General features: G+C 49.6%; 16 protein-coding genes. 11 read left to right on the plus strand and 5 right to left on the minus strand.

Annotated features, from left to right (window positions below; genetic code table 11):
* Positions 1-96: 96 nt before the first annotated feature.
* The 6 genes from iscX (at position 97) to recO (ending at position 5,572) form a co-directional block, all read left to right on the plus strand.
* Positions 97-336: a Fe-S cluster assembly protein IscX gene (gene iscX, locus FHS90_RS06315; protein ID WP_066837922.1), complete on the plus strand. Its 240-nt coding sequence runs from the start codon at positions 97-99 to the stop codon at positions 334-336.
* A gap of 95 nt (positions 337-431) precedes the next feature.
* Complete coding sequence (locus FHS90_RS06320; RefSeq protein ID WP_066837920.1) at positions 432-926, plus strand: KdsC family phosphatase; 495 nt, start codon at positions 432-434, stop codon at positions 924-926.
* Between the two features lie 113 nt (positions 927-1,039).
* The gene (locus FHS90_RS06325) at positions 1,040-1,234 is read left to right on the plus strand and encodes a cold-shock protein (RefSeq protein ID WP_066837916.1); all 195 of its coding nucleotides are present in this window, start codon (positions 1,040-1,042) and stop codon (positions 1,232-1,234) included.
* Positions 1,235-1,347: 113 nt separating this feature from the next.
* A complete protein-coding gene (locus FHS90_RS06330) occupies positions 1,348-2,193 on the plus strand; it encodes a geranylgeranylglycerol-phosphate geranylgeranyltransferase (RefSeq protein ID WP_066837913.1) in 846 nt (281 codons plus the stop codon).
* Between the two features lie 226 nt (positions 2,194-2,419).
* The gene (gene porZ, locus FHS90_RS06335) at positions 2,420-4,732 is read left to right on the plus strand and encodes a type IX secretion system anionic LPS delivery protein PorZ (protein ID WP_182512401.1); all 2,313 of its coding nucleotides are present in this window, start codon (positions 2,420-2,422) and stop codon (positions 4,730-4,732) included.
* 129 nt (positions 4,733-4,861) lie between these two features.
* Positions 4,862-5,572 (plus strand): DNA repair protein RecO, encoded by a 711-nt coding sequence (recO, locus tag FHS90_RS06340; protein ID WP_066837907.1) that lies wholly within the window; start codon positions 4,862-4,864, stop codon positions 5,570-5,572.
* A gap of 1,007 nt (positions 5,573-6,579) precedes the next feature.
* Here the strand turns inward: recO and FHS90_RS06345 are convergent.
* The 3 genes from FHS90_RS06345 to FHS90_RS06355 are packed head-to-tail and all read right to left on the minus strand — an operon-like array spanning position 6,580 to position 9,151.
* On the minus strand, positions 6,580-7,107 hold the full coding sequence (locus FHS90_RS06345) for an FKBP-type peptidyl-prolyl cis-trans isomerase (protein WP_182512402.1): 528 nt from the start codon (positions 7,105-7,107) through the stop codon (positions 6,580-6,582).
* Positions 7,108-7,117: 10 nt separating this feature from the next.
* Positions 7,118-8,107 (minus strand): FKBP-type peptidyl-prolyl cis-trans isomerase, encoded by a 990-nt coding sequence (locus FHS90_RS06350; RefSeq protein WP_182512403.1) that lies wholly within the window; start codon positions 8,105-8,107, stop codon positions 7,118-7,120.
* A gap of 33 nt (positions 8,108-8,140) precedes the next feature.
* The gene (locus tag FHS90_RS06355) at positions 8,141-9,151 is read right to left on the minus strand and encodes a DHH family phosphoesterase (RefSeq protein ID WP_066837898.1); all 1,011 of its coding nucleotides are present in this window, start codon (positions 9,149-9,151) and stop codon (positions 8,141-8,143) included.
* A 192-nt stretch (positions 9,152-9,343) separates the two neighbouring features.
* Between FHS90_RS06355 and FHS90_RS06360 the strand changes: the two genes are divergently transcribed.
* The 4 genes from FHS90_RS06360 (at position 9,344) to FHS90_RS06375 (ending at position 13,181) form a co-directional block, all read left to right on the plus strand.
* Positions 9,344-9,763: a nucleoside-diphosphate kinase gene (locus tag FHS90_RS06360; RefSeq protein WP_066837896.1), complete on the plus strand. Its 420-nt coding sequence runs from the start codon at positions 9,344-9,346 to the stop codon at positions 9,761-9,763.
* Positions 9,764-9,905: 142 nt separating this feature from the next.
* On the plus strand, positions 9,906-10,853 hold the full coding sequence (locus FHS90_RS06365; protein WP_182512404.1) for a hypothetical protein: 948 nt from the start codon (positions 9,906-9,908) through the stop codon (positions 10,851-10,853).
* A 343-nt stretch (positions 10,854-11,196) separates the two neighbouring features.
* Positions 11,197-12,135 (plus strand): TonB family protein, encoded by a 939-nt coding sequence (locus FHS90_RS06370; protein ID WP_182512405.1) that lies wholly within the window; start codon positions 11,197-11,199, stop codon positions 12,133-12,135.
* Between the two features lie 80 nt (positions 12,136-12,215).
* Positions 12,216-13,181, plus strand: a complete 966-nt coding sequence (locus tag FHS90_RS06375; RefSeq protein ID WP_182512406.1) for a TonB family protein — start codon at positions 12,216-12,218, stop codon at positions 13,179-13,181.
* 91 nt (positions 13,182-13,272) lie between these two features.
* Here the strand turns inward: FHS90_RS06375 and FHS90_RS06380 are convergent, their stop codons facing one another.
* Complete coding sequence (locus FHS90_RS06380; protein WP_182512407.1) at positions 13,273-14,331, minus strand: lysylphosphatidylglycerol synthase transmembrane domain-containing protein; 1,059 nt, start codon at positions 14,329-14,331, stop codon at positions 13,273-13,275.
* Positions 14,315-15,091 carry a segregation/condensation protein A gene (locus FHS90_RS06385; RefSeq protein ID WP_182512408.1) on the minus strand — a complete coding sequence of 259 codons (777 nt, stop codon included), beginning with the start codon at positions 15,089-15,091 and terminating at the stop codon, positions 14,315-14,317. Before FHS90_RS06385 ends, FHS90_RS06380 begins: the two co-directional genes overlap by 17 nt.
* A 1,203-nt stretch (positions 15,092-16,294) precedes the next feature.
* Between FHS90_RS06385 and dxs the strand changes: the two genes are divergently transcribed.
* Positions 16,295-18,211 (plus strand): 1-deoxy-D-xylulose-5-phosphate synthase, encoded by a 1,917-nt coding sequence (gene dxs / locus FHS90_RS06390; protein WP_182512409.1) that lies wholly within the window; start codon positions 16,295-16,297, stop codon positions 18,209-18,211.
* Positions 18,212-18,345: the final 134 nt, after the last annotated feature.

An 18,345-nucleotide genomic window follows, 5' to 3' on the forward strand; every position in this document is an offset into this window, starting at 1 on the left:
TGGTTAGGCATTGGAGGTTCGTGATTTGTTTTTCAGGCGAAGGAACTCCCCCCAGCACTACCAACAAACAACTATCAACTATTAACGAAAGAGAATATGAGTAATCTATATGAACCCCCTATGAAGTGGAGCGACCATGAAGACATTGCCATGGCGCTGTATGAAAAGTTTGGGGATGAGTTTGGCGAAAGCAAAATCTACCGCATCCGGTTCACTGACCTGATGGAGTGGGTCTTATCCCTGCCAAATTTTGAAGGTACCCGTGAGCAGGCCAATGAGGGGCATCTGGAGCAGATTCAGGCCAAGTGGGTGTATGAGTGGCGCGATAACCAATAATAAACATCACGTTTAAATTCCTGTTTTCAGCCTGTTTTTCAGAAAACAGGCCAGAAACAGGAATTTTTTCTTTCCATTCCTTCGGAAGCATACCTATGCAAGCACTTCCAGACTTCAGAAACATCACCACCTTTATCTTTGACGTGGACGGCGTCATGACAGACGGCACCCTGCTGTGCTTCTCAACGGGTGAGCAGGCGCGGGCTTTTAACATCAAAGACGGGTACGCCATCAGGCATGCGCTTAAAAAAGGCTACCGGGTGGCCATCATCTCTGGCCGTAACGAGCCGGGGGTGCGCAAGCGCCTGGAGTCACTTGACATCAAAGACATCTACCTGGGTGCAGAAGACAAGCTGGATGTGTTCCAGAACTACCTGTACTACCACGGCATTGACCCGGAGGCGGTGCTCTACATGGGTGATGACATGCCAGACCTGGAGGTGATGCAGCACTGCGGCATCTCTGCCTGTCCCGCAGACGCCGCCATAGACATCTGTGACATCAGTCAGTACGTGGCCACCGCAGAGGGCGGAAAGGGTGCCGTGCGCGAGGTCATTGAAATGGTGATGAAACTGCAAAAACGCTGGTAGCGTGGTTAAAACCGTATTTATACTTGTTTTTTAATTATTGTAAAGAAAGTTTGCTTTTTGGATAATAATCATATATTTACAGAATCATTCACTATTTCATTTTTTAAATTTTTATGAAAACAGGAACTGTTAAATTCTTCAACGAAGGCAAAGGCTATGGCTTTATCACAGAAGAAGGCACCAATGAGGATTTCTTCGTACACATTACAGGCCTCAATGGTATCCAGATCCAACAGCACGACAAAGTAGAGTTCGACACCAAAGAAGGTAAAAAAGGCATCAACGCGGTTAACGTGAAGAAAATCTAACACCTTTACGCATCATACTCATTTTGTAAACTCATCTAAAAGCCCCTGCCACAGGGGCTTTTTTCGTTTTGTGCGGGACAACGCGTAACTTTAAGTTCAACCGCGCTCAGCTTGTGAAGAACTTTCTCTCCCTCATCCGGTTTCCTAATCTAGTGATCATGCTGCTGGCCCAGCTGCTGGTGCGCCAGTATCTGGTTTTTCCGGAGCGTACGTGGGATCAGGCAATTTCCTGGCCGTTTCTGGTCTTACTGGTGGCAACCCTGTGCGTGGCAGCGGCGGGCTATATCATCAATGACTACTATGACCTGAAGATAGACCGCATTAACAAGCCAGACCGTATTGTGGTAGGCAAGGGGCTTTCCCGCAGAAAGGCCATGATGATACACCTCTATCTATCGGCGGCAGGGGTATTCCTGGGTATTTTACTGGGCGTGCGGGTGGGCGTGGTCATGTTTGGGGCGGCAATGTTGTTGTGGGGCTACTCTGCCCAGTTCAAGAAACGCCCCTTTCTGGGCAACGCCACCATTGCGCTGCTGTCGGCGGCCATGGTGCTGGTGGTGCCGCTGCAGGCAGACAAGGCCACGCTGGCGGTGTGGGCGTACGGGGTGTTTTCTTTTCTGATATCCTTGATACGTGAGATCATCAAAGACATGGAAGACGTGCAGGGAGACGCCTCCTTCCGGTGCCGTACCCTTCCCATTGTGCTGGGAATCCCAAAAACAAAGTGGGTGCTCTACCTGCTGCTGGCAATATTTCTGCTGTTTACGCTTTATGTAATCACAGAGCGCTGGCACGAACCTCTGTTTGCCATGTATTTGTTTGTGGGGGTGGTGTTGCCAACGGTAGTGTTGTTGAGACAGCTGTATTATGCAGACCGGAAGCGGGAGTTCACGCAACTGAGCTGGCTCTGCAAAGGGATTATGGTAACCGGTATCTGTTCTATGCTGGTACTGCATTAGCGCTTAATAAGCTTTTGGAGGGGCAGGCAAAAATTTGCCGCGAAAGGTGCTTCTGCAGCACTTTGGGGCAGCATAGCCGCGCTGTGGCGGGAGAAAAGGACAAAGGCAGGTTTTGCTCCTTGCCAATTTGCCGCGCATAAGACAAATGTAACTACACCCTTTGCCGTTTCTGGCTTGGTTTTTAAAAAGTAGATCTAAAACGCAGAGGCTCTCTGTATCTTTGCCTATGATGGCTACCTCTTTTTCAAGATTCGTCTTTACGCTCGCCTGCCTGTTGGGGAGCTTCTGGGCGGTTGCCCAGTCAACCGGGCTGCCGTTAGGCGGCTGGCAAGTGCATGTGCCTCATAACAGGGCCAAGGCCATAGCTGAAACCCCCAATGCCATATATTGTGCCACTGAAGATGGTTTTTTCAGGCTGGTCAAAGCAGGCAACGCGTTGCAGGTGCTTTCCAGGAATGACGGCTTCAGTGATGTGAACCTGAGCACGGTTAAATATGATTCAGTAACGGCTACGTTGATTGTGGCTTATGAGAACACCAACCTGGATCTGGTCAGAGAAGGCAAGGTGGTGAACCTGACCGAGCTTCTCAGAAAATCAATGCCCGGGGTGAAGGTGATTCACCACCTGTCTACCCATGAGAAGAAAGCCTATTTGGCAACCTCTTTCGGGCTGGTGGTGCTGGATCTGGTGAAACTGGAGATCAAAGACACCTACAGCAATCTGGGCGAGCAGGGGGAGCTGGTAGAAGTGTTCTCTTCTGCGGTGCTCAATGACAGCCTGTACATCACCACCTCCAGGGGCGTCATGGGGGCAAGGCTTTCCAGTACCAATCTATTGGACTATAAAAGCTGGCGGAGGTTTGGCCCGGCGCAGGGGCTGCCCTCTGGTGTGGGGGCGAGTGGCAGCAAGACTATAGCCGCCTTGGGCGGAAGTGTCTACGTGGGCGTGAATGAAAGAGGCGTTTACCGGTTTAACGGCGTGGTCTGGTGCAAAGCCTCCTTTTCAACCTCAGACAACCAATTCCAGTCAATGGAGTCAAACGGCCGCAGGTTGGTCATTGCCAGTACCCGTGAGGTGGTTGAGGTGACTGCCGCAGGGCAGGTCACGGTGAAGGCTGACCCATTGCTTCAGGATCTTCGCATGGCCATTCCGGCCAGGGAGGGCGGCCAATGGGCGGCCAGTTACCAGAACGGGTTGGTACGTGTTTCAGCCAGTGCCATAGAAGCTTTTATGCCCAACGGTCCGGCTTATGTAGAGGTGTTTGGGGTCTATGCTGAGCCAACTGCCTTTACCGTATTGGGCGGCGGGTACAGCCAGGCTTACTTGCAGCGCGGCTCTATGACCGGCTTTTATCAGTTGCAGAACGGGCAGTGGAAAAATTACAGCGGAAACATCTCGCAACAGATTCCAAGGAACCTGCGGGATCTGGTGGCCGCCATCAGAAACCCCGTTACGGGCAAATTCTATATTGCCGCCTACGGCCTGGGGCTGCTGGAGTGGAACGGCGATGAGGTGACGCTGTACAACAATGCCAACAGCCCGCTGCTTAGTTCCCTCTACCCCCAAGACCGTGAGTATATAAGAGTTACCGGGCTGGCGGTTGACCCGGCCGGGAGCCTGTGGTTAGTCAACCGGAACCAGCAGCCTAACAGCCCCGGTATTTTTGAGCTAAAACCTGACGGCACCTGGACTGCTCACACCTTAAGAGGCTTTGGGTTGGGCAGTAACCTGGATAAGATTCTGGTAGATGACATGGGGTATAAGTGGGTAACCACCAGTACCAACGCCAGCGGTGCCGGGTTAGTGGTGTATGATGATGTTACCGGAGACTACAAGTATATTGGTTCCGGAGGGACCGGTGGTTTGCCAAGTGCGCAGGTGTTTAGCCTGGCCCTGGACCAGAATGGTGACGTCTGGGTGGGGACCGGCAACGGGGTAGCGGTGTTTACCAGTTCAGCAGATCTTTTTACGGCCGCCTACGCAGGCGCTTATCTGCCAATTTATGAACGTAGACCGCTGCTGCAGGGGCAGATCATCAGGAGCATAGCCGTTGATGGCGGTAACCGCAAATGGATAGGCACTGATACAGGGCTGTGGCTGTTCAACGAGACAGGGGAGGAGCTTATCTCTAACTTTACTACCAGGAACAGCCCCTTGCCGTCAGACAAAATCATTGGTATTTCCATTAACCATGCCACCGGTGAGGTGCTGGTGGGTACTGAAGGTGGGGTTGCCATTTACCGCGGAACCGCCACTAAGACAGAAACCCTGAAAGACAACTGTTTACAGGTGTTCCCCAATCCTGTGCGGATAGGTTTTACGGGAAGTATTGGTATTTCTGGCGTACCAGATAATGGTTGGGTAAAGATCACAGACATAGCGGGCGTGCTGGTTTATGAGGGAAAGCCTGCGGGCGGGACTTTCGCCTGGAATGGCTTGGATTACAAGGGCAGAAAAGCAAAACCGGGCGTCTACCTGGTCATGGCTGCCTCATCAGATGGCGGGCAAACCTGTGTGACCAAGGTGGTGATTCAATAGCTCCTGCAGTTGGCTTGGTGTAAGTCTGTATCCTTCCTGTGGCAAGGCTATTCCCGCTATACCTCTCAGAGTGCCTGAGGGCTAACATGCTCCTGGCCGTTACGTATTGGTTTTATTACCCCAAATATTATGCTGGTAAAGACCAGGGGCATTGTCCTGAATTATATAAAGTACCGCGAATCCTCCATTATTGTGCGCATCTATACTGAGGAGCTGGGGCTGCAAAGCTACATTGTGAATAGCGTGCGTAAGAAGGGGACTGCTTCCCGTATTGCTTTGTTTCAGCCGTTCACGTTGTTAGACATGGTGGTCTATCCCTCTGCGCGCGGCGGACTTACCCGTATTTCAGAATACAAATGCAGCCATCCTTTCAGGTCGGTGGCCTTTGACATTAGAAAGAGCAGTGTTTTGTTGTTTCTTTCTGAGATAGTGGCTAAAACAGTGCAGGAAGAGGAAGTGAACCGGCCGCTGTTTTCATTTCTGCATGAGTCTATCCTGGCTTTTGATGAGGCTGGGCAAGGCTTTGAGAATTTTCACATTGTCTTCTTGCTGCAGTTGGCCGGTTATCTAGGGTTTGGGGTGTCCTCTGCCGAAGATATGATTAGCCAGGTTGCCTTTGATGCGGGCGGGGCGAAGTTATTGGGGGCAAATGTGATGCAGCTTCAGCAACTGGAACCCTACCTGCAGGAGGTGCTGCAACAAGGGCTGCAAGCCCATATCCAGAACGGAAGGGTACGGAGGGAGCTCCTGTACCTGCTGGTGCGGTACTTTCAGTTGCATGTTGACCAACTAGGGGATATCAAATCACTGCCGGTGCTTTCTGAAGTTTTGAGTGATTGACCTCACCCCTCTCAACTCACCAACGTATGGCAGGGTAGAGTTGGGAGCCTGGTAACTCTTGCAGGAGGTACTGGCGTAAGCATGGGCCTGAGGCTTCATAAGTAAGGTCCGATTTACGTTTTTGACCTGTTTTTGGGAAAGTAGGCCTAAAACAGCAATACTGGCGGGTGTGTGTACGCCTGTATAAGAATAACTTTCCTGTTCAGACTGAAATACTGAATACTGGGGCAGAAACCCGTACCGCTACTTTTACTGTCTCCCAAGCAGGTTCCTGTGAGCAAGCCAGAAAAGCTTTTTTCTGGTTTCTTGAACGTTCGCTGCTATTCACCAGAACCTTGCCAGAACATTAACCCTAGATTGTTAAGGGTGTCTAGGTTTTTTTAGTGAAGCTGATTTGCGTATTTCCCATTTTCTATAGCTATAGATCATGAGTGGCCCTGGTATGGCGCAAGCATGAGCTTATGCCTGCGTTTTGGGGCTACTTTCCCAAAAACAGCCCGGAACCAGAGGCTTTTTTACCCTAAAGCACCGGCGCACGCTGGCGCCATTTCTCAAATAAAAACGCTAAGCAGCTGAATTGAGGGAATTTCTAATAGGTAGATATCCTTTCTGTTTTTGGCCTATTTTTAGAAAAACAAGCCAAAAACAGAAGCCTGATTTCCTTGAACACCTTCTTGAGGTGGTTTCTCCTCGCTTACACTAGTATTGGGGCAGATAGCCTTCCCCCATTCTGTCCTCCCAAAGGAGCTTCGGGAACAGGGGGCGAGCTAAGAAAGCGGGTGTCTCCTGCCAAGTTTGCCTGCTCCCAGACCCGTTCTGGATGACAGGGAAAATATACCTCCCCCTACATATGCTTTCTTGCTTATAAGGTGACGTAGCGCATGGCTGGTGCCAACTAAGAAATATGATAGAAGCCCCTGGCCTGCGGGAAAAAGCTGGGTAGTGCCTCCTTGCCTGGTGTAAAACAAAAGAGGTGCCTTGTACGGGCACCTCTTTTGAAAAGCATTTTAAAGGATGTCAAGAAGGTAAATCTCAAACATGATAGGGGTATTGCCTGGGATCTTGCCGTTGCCCAGCAGGCCATAAGCCAAGTGGGAGGGAATCCAGAGCCGGGCCTTCTCGCCTTTCCGCATCATAGGGATGCCCTCAGTCCAGCCCTTGATTAATCTTGTGTCTAGCACAAAAGTCTGAGGCTCATGAGGCGGAGATGCATAGGTTGACTCAAAAATGACACTGTTCTGTATGAACTTCCCAATGTAATGTACCTTGATCTTGTTTCCCAGTACAGGACGGGCGCCGTCTCCCGCCTCTATCACTTTGTAGTATAGACCTGATGCTGTTTTAACGGTATCAGTGATGCCATTGGTCTTCAGATAACTCTGAATAAGTTCATCATCAAGCTTGGCTTGAGCGGCTGCATCAAAGTTGGCATAAGGATCATAGGGATCCTTGTCATTACATGAGGCGAAGGCAAGAACAAAGCAAATGCTTAGCATCCATTGCCAAAGTAATCCTTTTCTAACTAACGGCTGCATACCTAAAAAATTACATACCTGGCTGAGCACCAGGCATGGCTGGTTGACCGGCAGGCATGTCTTTGATGTCTACCAATTCAATGTCAAAACGCAGGATAGAGTTGGCGGGTAAATCTGCACCACGGGCCATGGAGCCATATCCCTGTGGTGAAGGAATCAACAGAACACCTTTGCTGCCTTTGTTGAACTGCTTGATACCATCTTCCCAGCCTTTGATCACCTGACCCTGGCCAAGTGGGAATTCAATGGGGTTGCCGCCGTTAGACTTGGCAGAGGAGTCAAATTCTTTTCCGTTCAGCAGGGTGCCTTTGTATTGCACGCTTACCATTTTGCCATCTGCTGCGTTAGCGCCGGTCCCTGGCTGGGTGATCACATAGTAAACGCCAGAGGCTGTCTTTTTAGCATCCAGTTTGTTTTCTTTGATATACTCCTGAATCTTCTTGTCATCCAGAGGGCCTTGTTTGGCGGCACGTGCCTCCAGCTCTTTCTGCTGGCGCTCCATCATTTTAGGATAGTCGGCCATGGCTTCCTGCTCTGTCTGCAGGTTGATGGACTTTACGAAGAAGGTCAGGAAGCTGCCTTTCTCAATGAACGGGGGAAGGGGGCTCTTGAATGTTTTAGCGAAGAGGGAATCTGCATTGATTTTGAATACCGCGCTGTCGCCTTTGTCCAGCATCAGGAACGCTTCTTCAATGCTGCCTTTGTTAGGAGACTCCACCAGTTTGATCTGGATGGGCATGGCATTGTCTTTGGAGTTGAAAAGCACAGAGTCTTTGCTGTTGCGGTACTCCATCTCAAAGCTCATCACCTTGCCTAACTTGGTAGAGTCTACCTTGGTGAATTCTTTGGCTTCATATTTACCGTCTTTGTTCTGGGAATAGAGCTTATACTCCAGTCCAGAAGGAGTCTTGGCAAATTTGTCCTCGCCTAAGTTCTTGCAAGAAGAGGCAAATAAAGCTGTTGCCAGAACAGGCAACAGGTAAAAAGATTTCTTAAACATCGGTTTTAATTTAAATATAGCGTCTTAAAGGGTTTAGTTTACTAGTTGCTCTTTGTACAGGGGTAAAAGGCTCACAAACTTTTCAACGGTTTCGTTCAGTGACACATAAGATATGCCGCCTGCGGCATTCTTGTGACCGCCGCCGCTAAAATGGTTGCGGGCAAACTCATTGACTGAAATGTCTCCCACTGACCGGAAAGAGATCTTCACCGCCTCTGAGCGGTCTACAAACAGGGCGGCAAACCGTACGCCTTCAATAGAAAGCGCAAAGTTCACTAGCCCCTCTGTGTCACCTGTCTGTGAGTTATAGGCCTTCAGCTCCTCGGCGGTCACCGCAATATAGGCGGTGTTGTATTCCCGCACCACCTGAAGCTTGTCTTTCAAGACATAGCCCAGAAACCGGAGGCGGGTCTCAGAGTAGCTGTCATAGATGTTGCGGTGTACTTTGCAGATGTCAACGCCCGTGTGAATAAGATCTGCAATGATCATGTGTACATTGCGGGTGGTGCTGGCATGCCTGAAAGAGCCAGTGTCCGTCATGATGCCGGCGTACAGGCACTCGCCAATGGCAACATCAATCAGAGACTCGTCTCCCAGGTCACGTATCACTTCAAACACTATTTCAGCTGTAGCGGCTGCGTTGGTGTCTGAGAACATGATGTCTGCAAAATCCTCTGGCTGCAGGTGGTGGTCAATGAGAACTTTGGTGCCGGTTGCCTGGGCAATATACCGGCCCAGCTCATTGATGCGGCTGAGCGCACTGAAGTCCAGGCAGAAAATCACCTCGGCCTCTTTGATGACGGCCTGGGCCTGCGCATCTGTCTTGGAACTATACACCAGCACATCTTCATTGCCGCTCATCCAGTTCAGGAAAGAAGGGTAATCTGAAGGGGTAATGACTTGAACCTGGTGCCCTTTCTTTTTAAGGTATCCGGCCAAGCCTAAAGACGAACCCAACGCATCAGCATCTGGCTTGTGGTGCGTGGTGATCATAATCTTCTTAGGAGTTTCAAGAAGCTCCTGTAGCGCGTTGATTTGCTGCATTGTCTACTCTCCGTCCACCCAGAAAAAGGGTAGATACAAGATGCAAAATTCAAAAGAAATAAGGTACAAACCAAATAAAATCAAGCACCTGTCTGCGGCATGAGTATTTTTCAGGAACTAGGTGGATTTTGCACATAAGTCTGCTAATTTTGCACACATTAACTATACTTTTATTCCCTAACGAAGAAGAAAATGGCTGGAAACATAACATTCACCATGATTAAACCAGATGCCGTACAAGACAACCACATTGGCGGTATCACCAAAATGATGGAAGAGGCAGGCTTTAGAGTAGTGGCCATGAAGAAAACCCGTCTCACTGAGGAGCGTGCCGGCAAGTTCTATGAGGTGCACAAGGAGCGCCCTTTCTACGGTGACCTGGTGAACTACATGAGCTCTGGCCCTATTGTAGCCATGATCCTGGAGAAAGAGAACGCCGTGGTAGACTTCCGTAAACTGATTGGCGCCACCAACCCCGCGCAGGCGGAAGAGGGAACCATCAGAAAGATCTATGCCAAGTCAATGGAAGCCAACGCTGTACACGGGTCTGACTCAGACGAGAACGCCCAGATTGAAGGTGACTTCTTCTTCTCTGCCGACGAGCGTTTCTAAGCTGTTTTTAACAAAATAAGGCAAAACCGCCTGGCCGTAAGGCCAGGCGGTTTTTTGTTTGGGGGAAATCTGCGGCTATTGAGAGTTTGAAAAAATGGACGTACCTTATGGCCTATAGTCATAGAGAATAAACCAAAGAGAGTTGGGTCCAGGTGTTACATTGACATTAAAAGTGGTGGTAAGACTTACTTTGCTTTGGTTGTTGTTCTTTGCTCCGGTCTGTTTTTCGGTAGGTCAATCTTTGGTGCACACTACTTTCTCTTACAACACAACACTAATTGGGCATAAACTTCCTGAAAAAGTAAAAGCAATGCGTGTGTTGGTCAGTAACATTGGCTTGATGAAAATGCGGCCTTTTGTTTTAGAAAAAGAAGTGTTTTATGACGAACAGGCAAGGGTGATTCAGGAGCACTCCTATGTTCATGAAGAATCACTGTTTGGGAGTTTTAACTACCAAACCTCCCAAGAATATAAATATGACGGGGAGGGGAGATTGAAAAAACTTATTAAAAACTACAAGAACGGGCTTTACAAAGATGAGGTAGAATATGAATACAGTGAAGAAGGGGAGGTTCACCGCGTATTGCTCTATCAGCCAGACGGAACAGTAAAGACTATAAAGAGAGAAGAAGGTGCCAGGCTTTTCATGAGGAGGAAAGATCTGCCACTTCAGAAGCTATTACTTTATGACTCCATGCAGCGTTTTGATTACGCCAAGAAAGTACTGTCTGACCTATATCCCATTGCCCCCAATACCATCAATTATGCTGTCATTGCTAATGGTTATGTCATAAGAACGGTCAATCCTGAGGGCCTTTTACTCGCTGAGCGACGAATGCTCTTCAATGAAAATAAGCAGGTTGCCCAAGTGGTGAATTCAAATAGCGGGTATAACAATGTGACTATCACAGAATATGCGTATGACTCTGCCGGAAATGAAATAGAGCAGACTGTGATGGATGGAAAGCGAAAGCTCCTCATCAAGTACAGCCATACCTACAATGAAAAGGGGCATTTGATAGAGACCAGGTGGAGTTATAAGAGGGGTAAGCCGATTAAGATTATCAGATATGAATATGACTTTTATTAAAAAAAATACCCTGACCGGTTAGCGTACCCCATTGGTGTGCTGTCTAAAAATAGAACTGGAAGATATTCCGTTTTCCTTGTATTATGATATCACATAATTGCTTGTTGGGAGGTAGAACATTTTAGTCTTCATGCTGCTCTGTTCCCAAGAAATTTCAGTTAGGAAGCTGAATTAAAATATGGCCCTGCGCAAGTTTTGATTAGGCTGTATTTGAACTGTTTTTCTAAAAATAGCCTAAAACGAAGACCTATAAGTAGAGGTCTGTATTAATGTTTTACCAGGAAAATAGTGGGAAGCATAACCCTAAGCCGCTTTAAATAAGGTTGCAGAAATATCTATGTCTATGTGCAAAATAATTTACCTTTCACTTTTGTTGCTTCTTCCCCCATGTCTGTTGAAGGCGCAAACCCCCTCAGACTACAAAAAAGATTTAAACCAACACAGGGCCCATCAAGACAGCGTATTTCAATACGATGAAAAGTCTCCTCTTGCCCCTGAGGCGAAAGCAACCTTTAAAGGACTGGCCTACTTTCCCATAGATGAGGCTTACAGGGTAAAAGCAAAATTCGTCCCAACACCACAAGAAGGCATATTTCAGATGCCTACCACTACTGACCACCTGCCCAACTATAAGAAATACGGCGAGCTGCACTTCCAGCTGCAGGGGCAACCATTAAAGCTTAACGTATACCAAAACCAGGAGCTGATCAAGCAGCCCAAGTACCATACGTACCTGTTCATTCCGTTCACAGATGCCACCACCGGGCAGGAAACCTATGCTACCGGCCGGTACTTAGACTTTTCAATTCCTCATAGCCAAGACAGCGTATGGCTGGATTTCAACAAAGCCTATAATCCCTATTGCGCCTATGGCGATGGATACTCCTGCCCAATTCCCCCCAAAGAGAACAGGCTCCCCGTGCGCATTGAAGCAGGCGTGAAGACTTATGAAAAGCAGAAGCTAGAGGCAGCAGGGGGCATGCAAATGCAAGAATCTATAGCTGAGTTTCCCGGCGGGCTTGCCGCATTGCTGAAGTTCATGAATTCTCAATTTGTAATGCCTCCCTTAGCTCGAAAAGCCGGAGTTAACGGCACTGTTGAGTTTTCTTTTGTGGTGAACCAAGATGGCTCGTTAGATGAGTTTCAAATCACCAAGCCTCTACGGGCAGACGTAGATGTGGCAGTGTTGCATGCGGCCAGGCAAATGCCAAAATGGAAGCCAGCCATGCAAAATGGGAAGCCGGTGAGGTTTAAATATACCATGCCCTTTAGAATAAAGTGAAAGGGCAAGCTGAAATAGTTAGAACTGTTTTATGTCTGTCAGAGATGCTTTCTGAGACACGAAGCCCTGTTTTTATAAAGATGCCAAAGCTGATTGGTTTTGATAAAGCAAGATTGGTTTCTTGTTTTCTTTTGCTTTTTGGGTTGGGTTGTCTTCAAGAATTGAAAGCACAGTCTCTTTGGGAGTACCAGCAAGAGGTGTTTGCTTTTAGAAGTAAGCAAGACAGTAGCCTATTGCATGGAACCCATTCGCCCCTTTTATCAGAGGATAAGAAGAACTACGCAGGCCTCACCTACTTCACCATCAACCCCGCTTTTAAAGTGAGCGCCACTTGGGTTAGTGACAAAGAGAGAAGCAAAAGCCAACTAATCGCCGATGAAGCGTCAGGGTTAATTAAATTCGGAGAAGTGCATTTCCAGCTACATGGGGAGCCTTTTAAATTAGGTGTTTTCAAACAGGCAGAGAAACAGAAGGGACTTCTTTACCAAGATTCCTTGATTATTCCCTTCTATGATGGCACCTCAGGGGGAGAAACAGCGGTTGTTGGCCGTTTCTTAAACGTGGCGGCACCGCAAGAAGGTGATGCCAGTCTCTGGCTTGATTTCAACAAGGCGTATAATCAACCATGTGTTTATAATATGGCGTACACATGCCTTACTACACCAGAGGAAAATACAGTACCAATCCTGATTGAAGCTGGAGAAAAGACGTTTCTGAAACCAAAGGATAAGGGCACACTGCCTGTGGAGGTAATGCCTGAGTTTCCAGGGGGGACATTTGCCATGTTTGCATATATGGCTAAGAAGTTCAAAATGCCTAAAGACGTGTCTAAATCCCAAGGGGTCAATGGCGCTGTAGTAGTGTCTTTTATAATTACAACCGAGGGAAAAGTAACTGATGTGGAAATAGTGAGGCCGCTTTACCCAAGTATTGATGCCGAGGTGATAAGAGTAATACAGAAAATGCCTAAATGGAAGCCAGGAACTGTTAACAACGTGCCGGCTGCCGTGAAATACACTATACCTTACAGAATTGTGATAAAATAACGGCTGTACGTCTCAAGAAGAAAACTTGTGTGGTTACTGATACATCTCTGTTTCTGGGCTGTTTTCCTGAAAACAGCCCAGAAACAGAATCTTACTCCTCCTCATCCTGCGGGTGCTCACCAAACACCCGCAATACCCAGCGCGGCAGGAAGAACGAGCCCAGAATCAGGTACAGGTAATAGGTTACCACGCGGTACAGCAGAATGATTACCGTGGTGAAACGGCCCAGGAACTGCCCGAAGAACGTAGGGAAAGCCACCTCGGCAATACCGGCGCCACCTGGGGTTACCGCCACCAGCAGCACTATCTTATAGACCATGTTGCGCGAGAAGATGAGTACGTGGTCATGAAAACTGATGTCAGTAAACGCAGCAATGAGGCAGTTAATCACAAAGTAGCGCGCCGTCCAGACGAAGGCAGTAGAAAGTGCGGCGTTTGCCCAGTAGCTGAACGTGCTGCCTTTCAACTGCTGTGAGGCCCACACCAGCTCGTTTCCGTTTTTATAGGCGCCGGGTCTCCAGCGGCGCGTGAACCGGAAAGATGTGGCCCGCAGGAACAGCCGTTTCACCGCCGTAGGGTTGATTAAGAGCCCGTAAGCCATTAAAAAGGCATAGAACGCAATGAGCAGGTAACTGATCACAAAGGCAATCTCCAGGCTTCGGGTCACCGAAAACTCCATGGCACTGACCTCCGGGAAAATATCTCCGGCGGTAATCAAAAAGACCAGCGGCACGGCAATAATGAAGTAGAGGTTGTCCAGCATGGCGGTCACCATTACGTAGGCCAATGATTTACCCAGGCTAATGCCTTCTTTGTTCAGGATAAACGCCGCCACCGTAGAGCCGCCCACCACAGAAGGCATCACGCAGGAGGCAAACTCCCAAAGCATGATCACGTCAATGCTCTTGCGCCAGCTCAGGAATTTCTCTGTCACGTACCGAATGCGGTAAATGTACCCGAAGTCCCGCACCAGAAGCACCACAAACGTCATCACCAGCCAGAACGGCTTGGCGTTGTAGAGCGGTGTAAAGTCCATTTCGGCGCTGTCACGGTAGAACATGTACCCAATCGCCGCCAGGCCAATCACCACCGGAATGAGAATGCGCTGCGGGGTGAAGTACGAGAGGAGTTTCTTACGATTCAGATCCATGGTCTATGACAGTCAGGTGCTGGGTTTCAGAATAGGGCACAATGCGGAAGTTATTGAACCCGTCGGCAATCTCCAAGCCAATCTCGTTGAGCTGGAGTAAGTCTAAGATGGCCAGGAAGTTAAAGATCAGGCCAATTTTGTCTGGGAACGCCTCCACCAGTTCAGAGAAATTGACCGCGCCCTGCGTGCCCACGCGCCTCTTGATGTAGTTGCGCTGCTGGTCAATGGTGTAGGGGTACGTATAAACGGTGTGCTTGGGTCGGTTCTGCTCGTCCTCGTACCGCTGCATGGCCTTGTGAAAGCTCTGCATGAGGTGGAACAGGCTCAGGTCTTTGAGCTCATACTCCAGCTGGTGCCTGGCGGCAATCTTGCTCAGCTCTGCATCTGTGTTGCCGCGCTGCTCCTGCTGCAGGCGCACATCTTCCAGCAAACTCAGGTCACCCAAGACCTCTTTATACCGCTTGTACTCCAGCAGGTGCTGCACCAGTTCCAGGCGCGGGTCAATCTCATTGCCTTCCTCGTCTTTCTCAAAGCGGGGCAGCAGCATTTTGGCCTTGATGCGCATGAGCGTGGCCGCCGTGAGAATAAACTCGCTCGCCACCTCCATGTTCATGGTCTCCAGTTGCCTGATGTAGCCAACAAAGTCATTGGTGATGGTAGAGATGGGAATGTCATGAATATCCAGCTCGTCGCGCTCAATAAAGAAAAGCAACAGGTCAAACGGGCCCTCAAAGAGCGGCAGCTTTATTTCGAAACTCACGTGTGGCGTACGGCAATGGTTTGAAAGTCAAAAATACGCATTTGAAACGCCACTCGCCAATGAATCCGCGCCGCGGTTTCTGTTTTTAACCTGTTTTCCGGAAAACAGGCCGAAAACAGAAAATTGTTCCTGGTTAATTGCTGGTTGGTTAGGGGTTGGGAAAGACTTTATAGAAGCTCTGCTCTTCCTGATTTTAGGTGTCTGGGGATTCGTAATCCCCGTTTTATGGCCTGTATAGGGATTACAAATCCTTGGTTAGGTAGTTCGGGATTTCAAATCCCAAACAGCAGAAATATTTCCTGCTATGGCGCGGAAGTTACTTCCGTGACTTTCATCTTTTAAACTGTCACAAGTTTGAGCATAGCGGCAACTTGTGACTAACCATAGAGCCAGTTTTCAACTGGTGTATTCCATTATCAGAAACCGTGTTTCCCCAGTTGAAAACTGGCTGCCATTTCTCCTCCAAGTTACTGCTGCGCTCAAACTTGAAGGAAAACAATATGCCCTCTGCTCTCCCGGATTTGCAATCCCGGCAAGGTGGGTTTGAGGTTGCAAACCCCTACCAGCAGGAGAAACCCCATTTAAAAAGCCATCTTCTAAGTTCACCAATCTAATGACGATATCTGATCGTCCCCCTTTGCAGGGGGTAGGGGGATGATAAAGGCAGTTGAAGAACCATCTGCTCCAAACAATCAAAGTAAAAGCAGAATCTCGGGAATGCGTAGTTCTGCACGAGTAACTCTGCACGAGTCATCATCCCTCTACCCGCTTCAAAGGGGGACGGAATGCGTGCAAAAATAGCTGACGTTTAGAGGAAGCCCTCGGTTGGGCAATCCTTAAAGGGAGGGAAGCCTGGTTGAATTTTAAGACATGCCCTGCTCAAAAAGACCTCGTAGCGTCCGGAGGACCTGCGAGCGTCTGCGCCAATAGCCACCGCTGCCCCTCACCCTAGCCCTCTCCCCGGGGGAGAGGGAATTATGCTGTTGCGTTTTAGGCCTGTTTTCAGAAAAACAGGTCTAAAACGCAATACAGCCTACCAGAAACAAGTTACTTAAAAGTGCCTGTTATTTCCGCCGTGCGGAAGTACGGTTTAGACTAAGAAAAATTCTGTAATTTTACCGTTTGTCTGGATGCGACAACGTATAAGTGAAAACTTTGCACGCGTTTTGCTGTTGCATACCTATCCACCCAACCCGCACACCTATGATGATTGAACCCGGAGAACTGCTGGCCAAAATCAACTCGCCAGCCGATTTGCGCCAACTGCCTGAAGACCAGTTGCTGCAGGTATGCCAGGAATTACGCCAATTCATCATTGACAACGTGTCTATCTACGGCGGGCACTTCGGGGCGAGCCTGGGGGTGGTGGAGATGACCGTGGCCTTGCACTACGTGTTCAACACGCCCTATGACCAGCTGGTCTGGGACGTGGGGCACCAGGCCTACGGACACAAAATCCTGACCGGAAGAAGAGACCAGTTCCACACCAACCGCAAACTCAATGGCCTTTCGGGTTTCCCCAAGCGGAAAGAAAGCGAGTATGACGCCTTTGGCGTGGGCCACTCCAGCACGTCTATTTCGGCGGCGCTGGGCATGGCCGTGGCCTCCCAATACAAGAAAGAGTTTGACCGCCACCACATTGCCGTGATTGGCGACGGCTCCATGACGGCGGGCATGGCCTTTGAGGCCCTGAACCACGGCGGCGCCACTGACGCTGACCTGCTGGTGGTGCTCAATGACAACTGCATGAGCATTGACCCCAACGTGGGCGCGCTCAAAGAATACCTCACTGACATTACCACGTCCCGCACCTACAACAAAGTGCGTGACGAGATCTGGAACATTCTGGGCAAGATCAGCAAGTTTGGGCCTAACGCCCAGCAGATTGCCTCTAAAGTGGAGAGCGGCATCAAAGCCACGCTCCTGAAGCAGAGCAACCTGTTTGAGAGCTTGAAGTTCCGCTACTTCGGGCCTATTGACGGGCATGACGTGAACCATCTGGCCAGCGTGCTGAAAGACCTGAAAAAAATTCCGGGGCCTAAGATTCTGCACTGCGTGACCGTGAAAGGCAAGGGCTTTGCCCTGGCTGAGAAAGAGCAGACCAAATGGCACGCGCCCGGCCTGTTTGACAAAGTCACCGGTGAGATCTACAAAGTACACCACACCACGCCGCAGCCGCCCAAGTACCAGGACGTGTTTGGCCACACGCTGCTGGAAATGGCCGAGCAGAACCCTAAAATCTTTGGCGTAACCCCTGCCATGCCCAGCGGCTCCAGCATGAACATCATGATGAAGGCCATGCCAGACCGCGCCCTGGATGTGGGCATTGCCGAGCAGCACGCCGTGACGTTTTCGGCGGGATTGGCTACGCAGGGTTTGGTGCCGTTCTGCAACATCTACTCCAGCTTTATGCAGCGGGCGTATGACCAGGTGGTGCATGACGTGTGCCTCCAGAACCTGCATGTGGTGTTTACCCTGGACCGTGCCGGTTTTGCCGGTGCCGATGGCCAGACCCACCACGGGAACTATGACATTGCCTACATGCGCTGCGTGCCCAACATGGTGGTTTCTTCGCCTATGAACGAGCAGGAGTTGCGCAACCTTATGTACACCGCCAGCCAGGACGGTATGGGGCCGTTCACCATACGCTACCCGCGCGGCGAAGGCGTGATGCCCGAGTGGCGCACCCCGCTGGAGCTGATTGAAGTAGGCAAAGGCCGTACCGTGCAGGAAGGCGAAGAAGTAGCCATTCTCACCATTGGGCACATTGGCAACTACGCCGTTGAGGTTTGTAAGAACCTGAAGCTGGACGGGCTGCGCCCGGGGCATTATGACATGCGCTTCGCCAAACCGCTAGATGAGCAGCTGCTGCACCACATCTTCCAGAAGTATGACAAAGTGGTGACCGTAGAAGACGGTTGCCTGCAAGGCGGGTTCGGGAGTGCGGTGCTGGAGTTTATGGTGGATCACGGTTATCATGTCCAAGTGAAGCGCCTGGGTATTCCAGATACTATTGTAGAGCACGGTTCCCAACTGGAGCTGCACCGCCTCTGCGGCTTTGACCCTGACGGCATTGAGCGCACCGTGCGCGAACTGATAGATGTACACGTACGGGTGTAGCTTTCACGTAAGCGTAAGTGAACAGACCTCACAGGTTTTCAAAACCTGTGAGGTCTTTCTGTTTTCGGGCTGTTTTGGCCAAAACAGCCCGAAAACAGATTTTTTTTATTCCTGCTGCCTCCTCTTTCTTTTTC

The sequence above is a fragment of the Rufibacter ruber genome (genome assembly GCF_014138425.1).
GTDB classification, from domain to species: Bacteria; Bacteroidota; Bacteroidia; order Cytophagales; family Hymenobacteraceae; genus Nibribacter; species Nibribacter ruber_C.